The following is a 17,245-nucleotide window of genomic DNA, read 5'->3' on the forward strand; positions in this document are numbered from 1 at the left end:
GTATTATATTTTATTGGTTTTTTAATTCTAATAATTAAAGCTCACTAGATAAAACTAGGCAAAACTTACATAATTTTATTATTCTTCAACACTCACTACGCATTTATTTTTACCCGTATTCTTGCCAAGATACAAATTCTTATCAGCAATTTCAAATAGTTGCTTATAATCTTTTTGATTAAAATTAGCTATATATCCACCTATTGTAATACTTATTGTTTCTTGCAAATCACTTATCTTTAATTTAAACACTTCTTCTCTAATGTCATTTAAAAATATTTCAGCATCTTTTTTATTATCAATATCTGCAATGATTAAAAATTCTTCCCCACCCCATCTACAAATATTAATATTAAAATCAGAATATTTTTTATACTTATTGATTAAAACTATAGCCAACATTTTTAGCACAATATCTCCGGTTTGGTGACCATAAGTATCATTTATATGTTTAAAATTATCAATATCACATACCGCAATTAAAATTCTTTGTTTGTTATATTTTGATAACACAACATCTTCCATATATTTTCTATTATATAAACCTGTTAAAAAATCTTTATATACAATTTGAGCTAAATCGTTAATTTTTTTACTAGGAATAACGGTTACCAATACACCATAAACCACTAAAAATACCAATAAAACCGCTAAATTGATTGGATAAAGAACAATATTTGCATTTTTATATTCGTTAATTTCAAAAAATTTATCACTATGTAGCACAATAGAATCTGCTTGAAAATAACTAAGATAAATTAAAAAAATAATTAAAATTGTTGATACAAAACAGGTGCTTTTCTTAAAAAATAAAAATTGCACAAGTATCAAACAACATAATAACAAGTCAAATCCACTAGCACTACCTAAGTAATAAATTGCGATTAGCTGATGGATTAAAACTTCAAAATATACAACGGCATAATAAATTTTTATTTTATCGCTACTAAAATTTGTAATTATTAATACATAAATTAAGGTTGAGACTATATTTACATAAAATAGCTCATATATTTTCATATAATAAAATATAAACAAAAAGGACACATGTAAAATTGTCGCCAAAAGTATGATTAAATAAATATAATCATAAAAATTAATCAGTCTAGATATTAACTGCTTGATTTGAGTTGTCATAATTTTCCTTGTTTAATGAACCTAATATTTGAATAAATTTCTTGTTTTCAACTATACTTAAATTTGCCTTGATTTCATAAATTTCTCGTATTAAATCAAGTGTAATAACATCGTTAATCTTTCCATTTTTATAAACCTTGTTGTTATGTAAAAAAATTGCTTCATCACAATATAAACTCGCTAAATTTAAATCATGTAAAACAACTATGCTTATTAAATCATTTTCAATTGTAATCTTTTTTAAAGCTTCTAATAAAATACATTGGTGTTTAATATCTAATGCACTTACAGGCTCATCAAGTAATAAAATACTTGGGTTTTTAAGCAAAACTTGAGCAAAAGCTATCATTTGTCTTTGACCGCCAGATAAATCTTTAATATTAATATTAGCAAGATGCGAAATTTTAAATTCCTTTAAAACATTAACTGCTTTATTTAAAATTTCATCGCTTATTTTTAAACCTAATTCATTATAAGCACCTAGTAAAACTACTTCTAAAGCACTAAGGTTTGTATGGGTATGAAAACTTTGTAACATATAACCTATATTACTTTGCCATTTTTTAATATTATCTGAATTAATATTACGATAAGTCATATTATGTTTTTTATCAAGTTGAAAAATAGCATCTAATAATGTGCTTTTACCTACACCATTAGCACCTAAAATAGCATAAATTTTACCTGATTTAAATTCTAGGTTTATATTATTTAAAATAGTCTTATTTCCTTTTTTTATATTTAGATTATTAATTTTAAGCATTTTTATTCCTTAATATAATAAAAAAGAAAAAAGGAACACCAATAAAAGAGGTTACTATTCCTATAGGAAATAAACTACCAGGAATTATCAATTTTGAAACACTAGAAGCTAAACTTAAAAATAAAGCTCCTATTATCATTGAAGCTGGTAAGAAAAATCTTTGGTCTTCTCCTATAATAAGCCTTGCAATATGTGGTGCAACAAGACCTATAAAACCTATAACGCCCACAAAAGAAATAGCAACAGAACTAACAAAAGAAACACATAATAAAACTTTAATTCTTAAATATACTAAATTAACCCCTAAAACTTTAGCATTTTTCTCCCCAAGCCTAAATACACTTAAAGCCCAATTATCTTTTAATAAAATTAAATAACAAAATAAAGTAACCAAAAATACTATTAAAATATTCGTATAATTAGCTTTTTGCAAACTTCCAAATAGCCAAAATAATATTTGTTGAGATACTTCAGGACTTGATAAAAATTGCACTAAAGATAAAAAAGACTGAAATAAAAACAATAAAGCAATACCAACTAAAACTAAACTTTGAGTGTTATATTTGTTATTTTTAGCAAACATAAATAATATTGCAGAGCTTAACAAACTAGCACAAAATGCTCCTAATGGAATGCTAATAAAAGAACTTATAAAACTTATATTAAATGCAATCACTAATGAAGCTCCAAATCCAGCTGCAGCACTAAGACCTAAAGTATATGGACTAGCTAAAGAATTATTTAAAATAGTTTGCATTAAAGCTCCGCCAAGTCCTAATGAAGCTCCAACAACAAGTGCCATTAATGCCATAGGCAATCTTAAATTATAAACAATATTAACGAAATTCTTTTGTATATCTATATCAAGTGCTTTAGATAATAAAGCTTTACATACAATAATTAAATCAAGTTGAGCTGGTCCTGTAGAAATATCTAGTATAAAAAATACTAATGCTAATAAAAAAGAGATTAGTAAAAATCCCAATCTCTTATAAACAATTGCTTTATATGAAAGAATTTCTCTATTAAAATTTCTCATCATCAAGCTTTAACATAAAAGTTCCATCAGGAATAATTGGCAAATATTTCTTATGATAATTAATATAATCATCACTTGGATTAATATCGCTAAACAACTCAGGGTAAGCAGCTTTTGCTACAAATTCTAACATAAAAATATCCCCTAAAGTCCTTAGCATACTATGATAACCACCATAAATTCTATGATTTTTTACTGCGTTTAAATCTTGCCAAGTAGTTCTATTAGAAAACCCTCTTAACCTAGTATTTGCTTCATCAAAACTTATATTATTACCCATTACCATTGAAGTTTTATTTTTCTTAAGCTCGCTTTCACGACCTGCTATAATAATTACTTCAGGGTCTTGAACTATGATTTCTTCAGGATTAATAGCTCCCCAAGTCTTAATAAATCCATCAGCAATACTCTTAGCATTTGCTTTATCAATCAAACTTCCCCACATATAATGTGAATATGTAACTCCATTATCACTAGGGCCATTAATTCCGTATTCTATATAAACTTTTACTTTATTTTTAATATCTTTAGTTCTTGTCTGAATTAATTCTAAACGACTTTTATAATCATTCATAATTTCTTCAGCTCTTTTTTCTTGGTTGGTTAAAATTCCAAAAATTTTAGTGCTTATCTCGTGGTTTTGTAATTTTCCTTCGTGATAATCTACTACTATTATTGGGATATTTGCTAGTTTAATTGGATTTAAAGTATCTTTTAATGTATCATATTGCCATTTAGCTAAAACTAATACATCAGGTTCTAATTCTAATATTTTTTCAATTGACAATGTGCCTGATTCTGCTTCACCAAAATCTGCAATTTTGTCTAAATTAGGCATTACATCTAAATACATTTGCCAAGAAATTGGACTCCATTCACTCCAAACTGCTTTTGAAAAACCAACAACCTTATCAAATGATTTTTCTCCACCAACTGCTAAAAAATCTGTATAGTAAAAACCTAAAGCTATTCTATTAACTGGGGTATTTAAAGTAATTTCGTTTCCTGTTACATCTTTGAAAGTAATTTCCTTAGCAAACAAGCTAAATGATAATAAAAATAGTAGAATAAATCTCAACACTTCTCCTTAAATTTTAAAGAAATAAAAAAAAAGGAATTTGCCAAAAGCAAATTCCTAATCATTAAAATGCTGGGATTATAGCACCTTTAAATTGCTCTTCAAGTATCTTCTTAATTTTTTCTGTTTTTATAACCTTTATTAAAGCTTTTACCCCTTCATTATTTTCATTGCCTTTTTTAACAGCAATAACATTTACATAAGGGCTATTTAAATCTTCTAATATTATAGAATCCTTTGTAGGATTTAACTTCGCTGCTAATGCGTAATTTGTATTAATTACAGCCAAATCACACTCATCTAAAACTCTTGGAACCTGTGCAGCTTCTAACTCTTTTATATCAAGATTTAAAGGATTTTCCGTAATATCAATAACGCTTCTAAATTTTACTTCCTTATTTGTCTTAATAAGTCCAGCTGCTTCAAGTATGTCTAAAGCCCTGCTTTCATTTGTTGGGTCATTTGGGATATATACTAAAGCATTATTTTTTAATTCTTTAATATCTTTTACCTTTTTTGAATATGCTGCCATTGGAGGTAAAAACACATTAGCAACCGCTACTAAATCAGTGCCTTTACTCTCGTTAAAGTCTTCTAAAAAAGGCTTATGTTGATACATATTAGCATCTAATTCCCCGTCATTTAATGCAAGATTTGGCAGAATATAATCATTAAATTCTACAACTTTTAACTCATATCCAAGCTCTTTTAAATCATCTTTTACATTTTCTAAAATAGTAGCATTTGGATATGGAGTAATCCCTACTCTTAAAATTTCCGCACTAGCGTATAAACAAAATGCTAAACTTAAAGCTAATTTTTTCATATTTTCTCCTTAAAAACTTGGGATTATTTCGCCCTTATATTTTTCTTCTATAAATTTTTTAATTCTTGCATCATTTATAGAATCAACTAAAACCTTTGTCTTATCACTATTAATATTATCAGTCTTAACTACTAAAACATTAGTATATGGACTATCTTTACCCTCAATAATTACCGCATCTTTTGTAGGATTTAACTTCGCTGCTAATGCGTAATTTGAATTAATCACAGCTAAATCGCACTCATCTAAAACTCTTGGTAATTGTGCAGCTTCTAACTCTTTTATATCAAGATTTTTAGGGTTTTTTACGATATCTAGTGGAGTTTTTAGCTCTACATTTTTATCAAGTTCAATAAGCCCTGCAGCTTCAAGTATATCTAAAGCTCTACTTTCATTTGTTGGGTCATTTGGAATATAAATTAAAGCCTTATCTCCTAAATCTTTAATATCTTTAATCTTTTTAGAATATGCTCCCATTGGCTCAAGATGAACTGGTGCAACTGGAGTTAATTTTGTTCCTTTTTGCTTATTAAACTCATCTAAATATGGTTTATGTTGGAAAAAATTTGCATCTATTTCGCCATCATCAACCGCTAGATTTGGCAATACATAGTCATTAAACTCAACGATTTTTAACTCATGACCTTTTTCTTTAACAATTTTTGCAACTTCTTCTAAAATTTCAGCATGTGGAACAGGTGTTGCACCTACACTAATAACATCAGCAAATAAATTTGCACTTAAAGCCAAACAAGCAGCTAAACTAAACAATCTTTTCATAATATCTCCTTAAATAAAATTTCCTGAATAAATAAATAAAATAACTAAAGCTAAAATTGAAATATAAAGATATTTATCCTTACCTTTTCTTAAAGCTTTTTCAACTAAATCCCCCCAAATCTGAACGATTTGAACCAATACAATCAAAACAATAACCGTTTCTACCATAATATCTGTTTTAAATCTTTGATAACCATAGCGATTAGCAACATCGCCAAGTCCCCCACCTCCTACAATTCCTGCCATTGCACTATATCCAATGACTACTATTAAAGTAAGCGTTGCTGCATTAATTAACGCCGGTAACGCTTCATACAATACGACCTTAAAAATAATTTGTATTCTACTAGCACCATAACTCTTAGCTGCTTCAATTATTCCGTAATCTACTTCATTTAAAGCACTTTGCACTAATTTTGCAATAAATGGAGCAATTCCAATTGTAAGTGGCACAATAGCCGCAGTTGTTCCTATGCTTTTTCCTATTAAAAACTTTGTAAAAGGAATTAAAGCAATAATTAATACTAAAAACGGAAAAGAACGGAATATATTCACTACAAAATCAAGCACTCTATAAAAGCCTAAATTCTCATACAAACCACCCTTTTTACTAACAAAAAGAAATATTCCTAAAACAAGTCCTAGTGCAAAACCAATAATAGTAGCACTAATACTCATATATAAAGTCTCTTTTAATGCAGGATATAAAATCTTGTCAAAATGACTTAGAAAATTATCAAAATAATTCATACTTCCTCCCATAAAACGCCACTTTTATTAATATATTCACACACTCTTTGTTTATCACTTGGATTAATATTTATAATAAGTGAACCAAGTGCAATATCATTTAGCTTTTCAATTTTTCCCCAAACTATTGAAAAATCAATATTAAGCTCTCTTGCCATTTTAGAAATTACTCCATCAAGTGCTACTTCTTTAGGGAAAATTAATCTTATATTAAGCCCACTTTCTGGCACACAATCACTCTCATCTAAGAATTCTCTCATCTTCTTACTTGGTTTTAAAAATATTTCGCTAATTTCTCCATTGCCAATGATTTCTCCACCACTTAATAAACAAGCTTTATCAGCTACTCTTTTAACAGCGTCCATCTCATGAGTTACTAATACAACGCTAATGCCTAAATCTTTGTTTATTTGCTTTAATAAATCTAAGATTTGATTAGTAGTAGCAGGATCAAGTGCACTAGTTGCTTCATCGCTTAATAAAATCTTAGGATTTAGTGCAAGTGCTCTTGCTATTGCAATTCTTTGCTTTTGACCACCACTAAGATTTGCAGGATATGAATTAGCCTTATCGCTTAATCCAACCAAATCAAGCAATTCTTTAACCCTTTTATCTACATTATCTTTTTTATGTAAAAGTAAAGGCATTGCAATATTTTCATAAGCACTCTTTCTACCCATTAAAGCAAAATGTTGAAAAATCATTCCAACTTCGGTTCTTAATTTTCTTAACTCTTCTTCTTTAAGGTCTTTAATTTCTTGATTAAATACTTTTAATGAACCTGCTTGATAGCTTTCAAGTGCATTTATACATCTTAAAAGTGTGCTTTTACCAGCTCCACTTTGTCCGACAATAGCATAAATCTCGCCCTTTTTAATATCAAGACTTACATCGTTTATTACGCAAGTATTTCCGTAATACTTTTTAAGATTTTTAATTTCAATCATAACTTTCCTTAAAATTTAATTTAAAGAAAAATAAAAATTTTTGAGAGTTTTGTAAGTTGCAAAAATATTTTATCTTTCTTTTTTAGCTTGCTTGCTTTAATATAATTAATTTGCGTCTAGCTAAAAAAGAAAGTCTTTAAAAGCCAGACGCTAGCGCATCTGCATCATCATTTAAAATCCTTTGTTTAAAAATATTTGTTGATTAAAGCAAAAAATATTTTTGATGTCAAGATATTTTTAAAATAATTTTATATTATTTGTTACATTTCGTAACATTTAAAGCTTAAAAGCTATAAAAGAGCAAAAATTTGCCCACCTAAAAAAGCAATCAATTTGCTTAAAATTAGCGTTGCTTAAAATTTTTATATTTTCATCATAAGTAAAAGGTATTAAAACATTTTCTAAAGCAGCTCTTTTTTGAGCTATTTCATATCTTGAATATCCTTGCAATTCCTTATAATTTTCGTAAATATCAATTATATTTTTTTGTAAAATTTTATTTTCATAAAGCACTTTTTCGCATAAAATAAAAATCCCATTCTTATTTAATAACTTATATATTTTTTGTAATAAATCTTCTCTTAAAAGCGGTCTAATAAAATGCAAGGTATAAGAACAAATTATCGCATCAAAACTATCATTAAGACTTAAAATATCTTCTATATTTTTATTAATCAAATTAATTTTAACACCTAAATCACTAGCCTTAATTCTAGCCCTATTTAGCATTTGCTCTGAATTATCAAGTCCAAAAAGCTCTAAATCATCTCTTTTTGAAAGTGCTAAAAGTGTATTTGCAGTTGAGCAACCTAAATCTAAAACCTTTGCATTTTTTGGCAAAATCTGACTTAGAATTTTAAAAATTAATTCTTGATTTTGCAAATAATACGGCACACTACGAGTAACCATATCATCAAACACACGCACCACTTTTTCATCAAATTCAAATTGTTTTATTAATTCTTCGTTAAAAACTTCATCTTTCATCTTTAGCCTTTAAACTTAGAGCTTTTATGTCTAAGTTGATTTGTTCTTTTAAACTATCAAAATTATCAAATTTTTTATTCTCTCTAAAAAATTCTAAAAACTCTATTTTAATTTTGTGGAATTTAAAATAAGAATTTGAACTATTTAAAATATGCACTTCTAAAGCCGTATTTAAATCAGTTGAGCGTTTGCCTAAAAAAGTAGCTGCAAAATAACACTCATTATCTAAATAAACCTTAGTAAAATAAACACCTTCTTTTGGTAAAAAATAATTATCATAATCTACATTAATAGTAGGGACAAAAAATTTAGCTCCTAAACCTTGACCTTTGATTTGTCTTCCTTGAATGAAATAATTTCTACCTAAAAATTTATTCACACTTTCTAAATCAGCATTCAATAAACATTCTTTAATCAAACTTGAATGAACGCTTATATTATCTATTTTAAATTCATCTACGATAATACATCGTAGCCCAGAAAATTCTTGCAATTCTTTTGCGTGAGCTTGTCTATTTTTACCAAAATGAAAATCATATCCTGCTACAAAATATTTAAGTTGTGTAAAATTATACATAATATTTTGTGTAAAATTATACGCATTTTCATCTTTTATCTCATCAAGATTTACAAAAAATATTTTGCAATTTAGCAATTCTTGCTTATAAATTATCGGAACTAATTCTCTTGTTTTTTTATATATTATTAATAAAGCTCCATTATCATCAAGCCTTTTTATCAGTTCAAAATGCCCTAAATGTAAAGCATCAAAACACCCTATTGCTAAACTTGTAATATTTTCTAAATCACATTTGTTTGCTTTTATTATTTCATTTTGAAAAAGCGTAAAAATATTCATAATTTCCATCTTTTCCGCTAAGTTTTGATTTTGATTTTTTAAGTAAAATCAAACCTAATCTTATTACTTCTTTTTCAAATTCTTCACAAGATTTAAGCACGGCTTTTTCATCTTTTACCACACCATTTTTAGAACGTTTTACATTAATTCCTACTTCAAATTGTGGTTTAAATAAAATGATTAAATACTTGCTACTTAGTCTTATTAAATCATTTATTATCAATCTAGCTGATATAAAACTTAAATCGCACACAACTATTTCAAATGGAGCTGATTTAAAATCTCTAATATCTGTATTTTCAAATACTTTTACCTTTGGATTTGCTCTTAAACTATTATGCAATTGTTTATCTCCAACATCTACACAAGTAACACTTAAAGCATTATTTTCAAGTAATATTTGGGTAAATCCACCCGTGCTAGAGCCAACATCTAAGCAATTAATTCCGCTAATTTTTAATTCAAATTCTTCTAAAAATCCTTTTAATTTATAAGCAGCCCTGCTAACATAAACTTCATCTAATAATTTACATTCATAATCTTGCAGTATCTTATCACTTGCCTTTTTTACTTCATTATTGATTAATACTTTTTCATTTTCTAATAATTCTTGAGCTTTATTTCGGCTTATATTTAATTTATTTGCTACGAATAAATCAGCTCTCATAAAAGTGCCTTAAACTCATCTTCATTAAGTATCTTAATGCCTAATTCTTTAGCTTTAGTAAGCTTACTTCCTGCATCATCTCCACACAATAAATAAGAAGTTTTTTTGCTAACACTTGAGCTAGTTTTTCCGCCGTTTTCTTTGATTATATTTTCATAATATTCTCTTGGATTACTAAGTGTGCCAGTTATTACAAAAGTCGTATTTGCAAATTTATCACTAGATTTTATATTTGTATTTTTTAGCCTTAAAATCTCATAAAATCTAATAATTAGCTCTTTATTAATCACGCAAAAATTAGCAATAGATTTAGCCATTTGCTCTCCAAATCCATCTAATTTTAAATAATCAATCTCATCTTTTAAATACCAATCAAATCCAAATTCACTAGCAACCTTGCTAGCAGCTACTTCTCCAATATGCTCACATCCTAAAGCATTTATAAAACTTGCTAATTCGCAATCTTTTGATTTTTCAATAGAAGTTAAAATATTAGTTATCTTTTTATCAGCAAAACCCTCAAGACCTTGAAAATCTTCGTATTTTAGCTCATAAATACACTCAAATGTGCTGATTTTTTCAAGTTTAAATAACAATTCAATAATTTTATCCCCTAAACCATCTATATTTAGGCATTTTTTACTCGCAAAATATATTAATTGATTTAGCATTTTTGCCTTGCAATTAAGATTTATACATTTAATTAAAGCTCCATCATCTAATAAAGTTTCATTACAAGATGGACAATTTATTGGCTTTGGAATTTTAATTTGTGTGCCATCTCTTCTTTCTTTATAAACACGAGTTAATTTTGGTATAACATCTCCACTTCTAATTATGCTAACGCTATCATTAATCATCAAATCAAGCCTAGTTATCTCATCGTAATTATGTAAAGTTACTGATTTAACTATAGCTCCATCAATATTAGTAGGCTCAAGTGTTCCAACAGGGGTTATTACTCCCGTTCTTCCTACTTGATAACTAACATCAATTAATTTTGTAATTTGCTCTAAAGGTTCAAATTTATAAGCAGCCATAAATTTTGGAAATTTGCTTGTAAATTCAGTGCATTTACTTAAATCATTTATCCTTAAAACAAAACCATCTAACATCATTTTTTTATTTAATCTATCATTTTGTAAATTCTCATACTCAATTTGCAATTTATTAGCCCTAACAACCTTGCAAAAATCATCTTTTAAAAAACCTAAACTTCTAATAAATTCCATTGCTTCGCTATGCTTTGTAAAACTTAGTGAGTTTTGCCCTATTCCGTGCGGATAAAATTGTAAATTTCTCTTTGCAACTTCGCTTGGTTCTTTAAGTCTTAATGAACCACTTGCAGCATTTCTTGGATTTGAAAATAAGCTTTCATTATTTGCTAATTTTATTTCATTTAACTTCAAAAAATCATCTTTTAAAATAACAATTTCGCCCCTAATTTCAATCAATTCTTTATAAGCAATACTCTTAGGAATTGAAGTAATTTGCATAGCATTTAGAGTAATATCATCGCCTACACTACCATCTCCACGAGTAATTGCGTGAATTAATTTACCATTTTCATAAATTAAGTTTAAACTAGCTCCATCAAATTTTGGCTCAATGAAAAATTCTTCATCTTCTGCTTTTGCTCTTTTTATCCAAGCGTGTAATTCATCTTCATTAAAAACATCTTCCATAGAATACATTCTGCTAAGATGAGCTAATTTATTAAAGCCATCATTTACATCTTTTAGATTGATTGGCAATACTTTTTGCGTTGGAGAATCAGGGCTTATATCATTTGGATTTAAACTCTCATAATCTTTTATTTTTTTCATAAGTGCGTCGTATTCAGCATCACTTGCAAGTGGATTTTCTCCTAAATAATAAGCCTTTGCCCATTTATTTGCTAATTTAATATTTTCTAAATACTCTTTCATATACTTTCCATTTTTTTAAGATAATTTATCATTGCATTTTGCCCTATTACATCATGAACTCTAATATAATCAGCATTTGAATTAGCGTGAGTGATTAAACTTAAAGCTTCTTTATGCTCACCTAAAAATCTTTTATTTGAAGCTGCTAATAAAATAGGTTTATTTAAGGTCTTAAAATGATTTAAATATTTTACTAAAACTAAATTCTCATACTCACTTTTGCCAAAACCTATTCCAACATCAATTATTACTTTACTTTCTATTTCGCTTAATTTATTTAAAAAGAACTCATAAACGCTATCTAAAATAAAGAATTTAGAATTGGAATTTGAGTTGCTTAAGCCAGTATTATTTATATAATTATCAAAATAATTATTTTGTGAGTGCATTAAAATATAAGTAGCGTCATATTTTAAAGCTAGTTTTGATAGCTTAGTATTAGCACTAATATCATTTATATATTTAAAGCCAATATCAAGAGCATTTGTTAAGCAAATCTCATCAAAACTATCCAAGCTAAAATCTATCTTATCGCATAATTTATGTTCTTTTATTAAATTAAAAATAGGCTTTAATCTATCAAGCTCTAATTTCGCTCCTAAATAAGCAGAATTAGGTCTTGAACTCATAGCACCGATATCAATAATACTTGCACCATTGTCAATAAACTCATAAGCCTTAGCTAAAAATTCCTTCTCACTAATCCTAGAACTTTCATAAAAACTATCATCATTAATATTCATAATACCCATAATTTTTGGATATTTTTTGCTTATTTTTAATTCGTTTAAAAATTTACTAAGTCTTATGCAAGAAAACTGCTGCAATTTAAGCTTATTAGCTAAATCCTTTGCATTAATGCTATCAACTAGCAAAATGCTATCGTATTTATACTCTCCACCTAAAATTGTATTTTTGTGATTTAAAACAATTGCACCTACGCTAATTGCGTCTTGTTTTAAAATATTTGCAGCGGTTGTGCTTATATTTTTTATATAAATTATTTGATGATTACTTCTTTTTAAAAATCTATCTAGTGCAAACTCACTTGAATTAATATCTTTAGCCGAGTTTTCATCTAGTAAATAAAAACTAGCTTCTCTCACGCATTATTCCTAACAATAACCTTGAAATTATAATTTTAGAATTTGAATTAAGCTTTGATAATTCATAGCATTTATAAAATTCTTCTAATAAATCACTACTAATATTTATGCCTTGTTTGTAGCATTCTTTAGCTAATGCACTTATAAATTCACTCAAACTCGCTTTATCAACATCGTAATTTACAATATCTAAATACGACATATTTTTAAGATTTAATTTAATCTCATAATTATTTTTATAATTTTCTAATTTTCTTGAAATTAATCTTGATTTAATAGTTGCTAATAAAAGATTTTTTGAACTAACTAAAATCTTAAAATACACATTAGCAGGTGGCTCTTCTAGTAGTTTTAGCATATAATTTTGAGCTTGTATGCTATATTCTTTATATGATAATACAAAATATTTATCATATTCTTCAATCAAATAAGCATTTTGCATAATCGCTTTTGCATCATCTAATAAAAACTCATCGCCACTAAAAACCTTGCAGATTTTAGTTTTTTGCCTTAAATCATTTATAAAATCATCAGGGCTTTGAGTGATTATTATCTCACTTCTCAAATCTTAACCTTTGCAAAAATAATAGCGTCTAAACAAGCGTTAATTAATTGAGCAATAGTTATTAGTTTAATATCTAAATGTTCATCACTTGACTTAAGACAAAAAGAATTATCATATTCTTCATCTAATATAAACATTAAGCTATCTTTTTTATTTTTAGCAAGTTTTGCCATTTTTGAACTATCCTTACCAAAATAAATATAAATATAACCATTAGGATATGCTAGACTTAAAACATCATCAAGCAAATCTTCATTCTTATCATAATTATCAAGTTTAAAACCTTTTAAGCTAAAAAATGGCAACAATGGTCTAGCACTTTTTGCATTTACAAGACTTAAAAAATATTCTTCAAACCAAGCTCTTTCATCATCGCAAATTACTATAAAATTTTTCCCATCTAGTAAATAGCTAAGCCTAGAAGATAGCAAAGGGCTTATCTTAAACCTTTCGCTATCTAGCCAACTATAAAGCATACCTTTTTTTTGGATAAAGTCTTTTACAAAACTTAAAAAATCCTGCATTAATCTTCCAGCTTATAAACTTTATGTAGTGTTCTAACTGCTAATTCAGCATATTTTGAGCTAACAATCATAGAAATTTTAATCTCACTTGTTGAAATCATTTGTATATTAATGCCTTCATTTGCCAATGCTTCAAATGCAGCACTAGCAACACCTGAATGAGTTTTCATACCAACTCCAACTACTGAAACCTTAACTATATCGCTATCGCTTTCTATTACTACATCACTACCTAAAAGCTCTCTCATAGCTTCACTTGCATTTTTTAATTCATTTTGTGGCACGGTAAAACCTAAATTAGTAGTTCCATCATGACCTACATTTTGAATAATCATATCAACATTAATATCTTTTTTTGCTAAAGTTGTAAAAATACTAGCAGCAATTCCTGGCTTATCTTCAATTCTTCTTAAAACTATTCTTGCTTGATTTTTATCTAATGCTATTCCACTAACTAATGCTTGTTCCATTTTTTCCTCGCTTGTTATAATTGTTCCACTATTTTCATTAAAGCTACTTCTAGTAACTAATTTTACATTTAATTTTTTTGCTAATTCAACGCTTCTATTTTGTAAAACTTTAGCACCTAAACTAGCAAGCTCTAACATTTCTTCATAAGAAATTTTATCAAGTTTTTTAGCCTTTGGCTCAATTCTTGGATCAGTAGTATAAACCCCATCAACATCTGTGTAAATCTCACACAAATCAGCATTTAAAGCCCCTGCAAAAGCAACAGCACTCAAATCACTTCCCCCACGACCAAGTGTAGTAGTATTTCCATTTGCTGCATACCCTTGAAAACCAGCTATTACAACTATTTTTCCACTTGAAAGTTCTTTTTTAATTCTAGTTGCATCAATATCAATGATTTTTGCGTTTGTATAATCATCTGTAGTTAAAAGCCCAGCTTCTTTACCACTTAAAGAAATCGCATCATATCCTTTTGACATAAGTGCAATAGCAAGTAAAGCAGCAGTTTCTCTCTCACCACAAGAAAGCAACATATCTAATTCTTTTTTATTTGGGCTTTCTGAATAAAAATTAGCATTATCAATTAATTGATTTGTTCTACCACTCATTGCAGAAACTACCACAACTATATCTTTATAAGTCTTTTTAGACTTAATAACCCTATTTGCAACATTTTCTATGCGTTCAAGGTTGCCAACGCTTGTGCCTCCGTATTTTTGAACAACTAACATCCTATAAATCCTTCTTTTTGAAAATACTTTAAAACTTTGGTATAAAGTGGTCTTTTAAAATGATTAATATAAGGGTTTATATCCTTATAATCCACAAAAAGATGCTCTTTAAACTCAGGTTCATTGGTATTTAAATTAATCAAGTTATTATCTCTTACTTTAACTAAAAAATACCTTTGAGTTTGCCCATCAAAATTATATTTTTTCTTAACAGCTTCGTTAGGAAATTCATAGCTTAACCATTCAGGATATTCAGCAATGATTTCAAATTCTTTTGTACCTAATTCTTCTTCAAGCTCTCTTATTAATGCTTCTTTTGGGCTTTCTCCATCATCAATCCCACCTTGCGGGAATTGCCAAACATCAATATCAAGTCTTAAAGCCACTAAAATTTTACAATTTAATGGGTATTCTTGAGACAAAACAATAGCTGCTACATTTTTTCTAAATCTTTTTTTCATCAAATAACCTAAAATTAATTTCACACGATACTATCAAGAAAAATTTAATTAAAAGCAACATTTTTACTAAAGAAATAATTATTTTTTGCCGATATGAAGCTTATGATTTTCAAGGAGAAAAAATGCAAATAAGTGCTAGAAATATAACTTTATCTTATCAAGCAGCAGCTTCTTTTAGTAGTAAAGATGAAGCACAAAAAAACATTAAAGATAGCTTAAAAAACTACGGCGTAAATATTAGCAACGAAGAATTAGACAAACTCACAGCAAAAGGCGAAAATGATAGTTTTTTTGCAATGAGTTTTGAGATTAGTATCACAGAAATTAGCATTCAAGGTAATTTAAACGAAATTGCAAATAATAGGGGTAATATTAAAGAATTTTTAAATAATTTTAAAGATTTAGTTAATGATAATTTAGATAGCAATAGTGCTAAAAATTTATTATTAGATAATGCAGAATTTGGTTCAAAAAATACTGCAAAAAGAATGGCAGAGCAAATTCTAAAAAATGCAAATAATGATGCTAATAAACTAAGATTAGGTAAAGATGGATTATTAAGTGGCTTTAATGAAGCATTAAAAAGATTTAATTTCGGTGATGATTATATGAGTTTGGCTAATAAAACTCTTGATAATGCTATCAAAATGATAGATGAGCAAATCGCTAAACTAGGCGAAAATTTATTAAATTTCAAAGCATAAAATGAGAATTTATATTCATATTCCATTTTGTGCTAGCAAATGCTCTTATTGTTCTTTTGCTAGTTTTACAAATCAGCAAAAAATAAACGAATATTTTAAAGCCTTAGAATTAGATTTGGCAAGGTTTTTACCATTTTCTAAAGATATAAAAAGCATATATTTTGGGGGTGGAACTCCAAGCTTTATAGACGCAAAATACTATGAAAATATTTTTAAATTATTAAAGCCTTATATTAATAATGATACAGAAATCAGTGCTGAAGCAAATCCAAATTCTTTAAGCTTAAATTGGCTTAATACTATGCGTAATTATGGATTAAATCGCATAAGCATTGGGGTGCAAAGCTTTAATGATGAGAAATTAAAATTCTTAAATAGAGCCCACTCAAGCAAACAAGCTATAGAAAAAATCAAACTATTAAAAAATGAAAAAATATCTTTTAGTATAGATATAATTTATGGCACTTATTTAGATGATTTAAATATGCTAAATGATGAATTAAAAGTCATAAAAAGCCTAGAATTAAATCATCTTAGTGCTTATACTTTAATTTTAGAAGATAATACCCCTTTTCAAAATAAAACCGAGTATATTCAAAAAGATGATGAGTTAAATTGCTATTTTTATGAAAATTTGCAAAAAATCGGGCTAAAAGCTTATGAAATAAGTAATTTTGCAAGTTCTAGCGAATATGAATGCTCTCATAATAAAGCTTATTGGAGTAAAGAAAATTACTTAGGCATTGGACTTTCAAGCGTTGGCACTAGCGATAATATTCGCTATACAGCAAGTTCAAACCTAAATGAATATATAGCAAATCCATATTTTAGAATTAAAGAAAGTTTAAGCCCAAATGACATTAGACTAGAAAGCATTTTTCTAGGACTTAGATCAAATGTAGGAGTAGATATTAATCTTATT

The 17,245-nt window shown here is 27.5% G+C and carries 19 protein-coding genes; 2 read left to right on the forward strand and 17 right to left on the reverse strand.

Going from position 1 to position 17,245, the window contains the following annotated elements:
* Positions 1-78 precede the first annotated feature (78 nt).
* The 17 genes from AVBRAN12654_RS08525 to AVBRAN12654_RS08605 form a co-directional block, all read right to left on the reverse strand.
* Positions 79-1,137, reverse strand: coding sequence for a GGDEF domain-containing protein (locus tag AVBRAN12654_RS08525; protein WP_214117737.1), 1,059 nt, complete (start codon positions 1,135-1,137; stop codon positions 79-81).
* Positions 1,106-1,900 (reverse strand): ABC transporter ATP-binding protein, encoded by a 795-nt coding sequence (locus AVBRAN12654_RS08530; RefSeq protein WP_336614297.1) that lies wholly within the window; start codon positions 1,898-1,900, stop codon positions 1,106-1,108. Before AVBRAN12654_RS08530 ends, AVBRAN12654_RS08525 begins: the two co-directional genes overlap by 32 nt.
* The gene (locus AVBRAN12654_RS08535; protein WP_250325851.1) at positions 1,893-2,939 is read right to left on the reverse strand and encodes a FecCD family ABC transporter permease; all 1,047 of its coding nucleotides are present in this window, start codon (positions 2,937-2,939) and stop codon (positions 1,893-1,895) included. The genes AVBRAN12654_RS08530 and AVBRAN12654_RS08535 overlap by 8 nt, the downstream gene beginning before the upstream one ends.
* The gene (locus AVBRAN12654_RS08540; protein ID WP_250325850.1) at positions 2,926-4,017 is read right to left on the reverse strand and encodes an ABC transporter substrate-binding protein; all 1,092 of its coding nucleotides are present in this window, start codon (positions 4,015-4,017) and stop codon (positions 2,926-2,928) included. The genes AVBRAN12654_RS08535 and AVBRAN12654_RS08540 overlap by 14 nt, the downstream gene beginning before the upstream one ends.
* A 64-nt stretch (positions 4,018-4,081) precedes the next feature.
* Positions 4,082-4,843, reverse strand: coding sequence for a MetQ/NlpA family ABC transporter substrate-binding protein (locus AVBRAN12654_RS08545; protein WP_214117741.1), 762 nt, complete (start codon positions 4,841-4,843; stop codon positions 4,082-4,084).
* Between the two features lie 9 nt (positions 4,844-4,852).
* Positions 4,853-5,623: a MetQ/NlpA family ABC transporter substrate-binding protein gene (locus tag AVBRAN12654_RS08550; RefSeq protein ID WP_214117742.1), complete on the reverse strand. Its 771-nt coding sequence runs from the start codon at positions 5,621-5,623 to the stop codon at positions 4,853-4,855.
* Between the two features lie 9 nt (positions 5,624-5,632).
* Entirely contained in the window at positions 5,633-6,373 is a 741-nt protein-coding gene (locus tag AVBRAN12654_RS08555) for a methionine ABC transporter permease (protein ID WP_214117743.1), read from the reverse strand.
* On the reverse strand, positions 6,370-7,320 hold the full coding sequence (locus AVBRAN12654_RS08560) for a methionine ABC transporter ATP-binding protein (RefSeq protein WP_214117744.1): 951 nt from the start codon (positions 7,318-7,320) through the stop codon (positions 6,370-6,372). Before AVBRAN12654_RS08560 ends, AVBRAN12654_RS08555 begins: the two co-directional genes overlap by 4 nt.
* Before the next feature lie 276 nt (positions 7,321-7,596).
* Positions 7,597-8,307 (reverse strand): carboxy-S-adenosyl-L-methionine synthase CmoA, encoded by a 711-nt coding sequence (cmoA, locus tag AVBRAN12654_RS08565; protein WP_214117745.1) that lies wholly within the window; start codon positions 8,305-8,307, stop codon positions 7,597-7,599.
* Positions 8,297-9,175 carry a bifunctional riboflavin kinase/FAD synthetase gene (locus tag AVBRAN12654_RS08570; protein WP_336614298.1) on the reverse strand — a complete coding sequence of 293 codons (879 nt, stop codon included), beginning with the start codon at positions 9,173-9,175 and terminating at the stop codon, positions 8,297-8,299. The genes cmoA and AVBRAN12654_RS08570 overlap by 11 nt, the downstream gene beginning before the upstream one ends.
* Positions 9,138-9,833 (reverse strand): 23S rRNA (cytidine-2'-O)-methyltransferase TlyA, encoded by a 696-nt coding sequence (gene tlyA / locus AVBRAN12654_RS08575; RefSeq protein ID WP_214149874.1) that lies wholly within the window; start codon positions 9,831-9,833, stop codon positions 9,138-9,140. The genes AVBRAN12654_RS08570 and tlyA overlap by 38 nt, the downstream gene beginning before the upstream one ends.
* Positions 9,830-11,761 carry an NAD-dependent DNA ligase LigA gene (gene ligA / locus AVBRAN12654_RS08580; protein ID WP_336614299.1) on the reverse strand — a complete coding sequence of 644 codons (1,932 nt, stop codon included), beginning with the start codon at positions 11,759-11,761 and terminating at the stop codon, positions 9,830-9,832. Before ligA ends, tlyA begins: the two co-directional genes overlap by 4 nt.
* Positions 11,758-12,867: a dihydropteroate synthase gene (gene folP, locus AVBRAN12654_RS08585; RefSeq protein WP_336614300.1), complete on the reverse strand. Its 1,110-nt coding sequence runs from the start codon at positions 12,865-12,867 to the stop codon at positions 11,758-11,760. The genes ligA and folP overlap by 4 nt, the downstream gene beginning before the upstream one ends.
* Positions 12,854-13,432, reverse strand: coding sequence for a DNA polymerase III subunit delta' (locus AVBRAN12654_RS08590; RefSeq protein ID WP_214117750.1), 579 nt, complete (start codon positions 13,430-13,432; stop codon positions 12,854-12,856). The genes folP and AVBRAN12654_RS08590 overlap by 14 nt, the downstream gene beginning before the upstream one ends.
* Entirely contained in the window at positions 13,429-13,956 is a 528-nt protein-coding gene (locus AVBRAN12654_RS08595; RefSeq protein WP_214117751.1) for a HobA family DNA replication regulator, read from the reverse strand. Before AVBRAN12654_RS08595 ends, AVBRAN12654_RS08590 begins: the two co-directional genes overlap by 4 nt.
* Positions 13,956-15,158, reverse strand: a complete 1,203-nt coding sequence (locus AVBRAN12654_RS08600) for an aspartate kinase (protein WP_214117752.1) — start codon at positions 15,156-15,158, stop codon at positions 13,956-13,958. The genes AVBRAN12654_RS08595 and AVBRAN12654_RS08600 overlap by 1 nt, the downstream gene beginning before the upstream one ends.
* Positions 15,152-15,619, reverse strand: a complete 468-nt coding sequence (locus tag AVBRAN12654_RS08605; protein WP_214117753.1) for an RNA pyrophosphohydrolase — start codon at positions 15,617-15,619, stop codon at positions 15,152-15,154. Before AVBRAN12654_RS08605 ends, AVBRAN12654_RS08600 begins: the two co-directional genes overlap by 7 nt.
* A gap of 122 nt (positions 15,620-15,741) precedes the next feature.
* Between AVBRAN12654_RS08605 and AVBRAN12654_RS08610 the strand changes: the two genes are divergently transcribed.
* Both AVBRAN12654_RS08610 and hemW read left to right on the forward strand, forming a co-directional pair.
* Positions 15,742-16,323: a hypothetical protein gene (locus AVBRAN12654_RS08610; protein WP_336614301.1), complete on the forward strand. Its 582-nt coding sequence runs from the start codon at positions 15,742-15,744 to the stop codon at positions 16,321-16,323.
* 1 nt (position 16,324) lies between these two features.
* Positions 16,325-17,245 (forward strand): radical SAM family heme chaperone HemW (gene hemW, locus AVBRAN12654_RS08615; protein ID WP_336614302.1); only part of this gene is annotated, 921 nt, incomplete at its 3' end.

Source organism: Campylobacter sp. RM12654 (assembly GCF_020137585.1).
GTDB lineage: Bacteria > Campylobacterota > Campylobacteria > Campylobacterales > Campylobacteraceae > Campylobacter_E.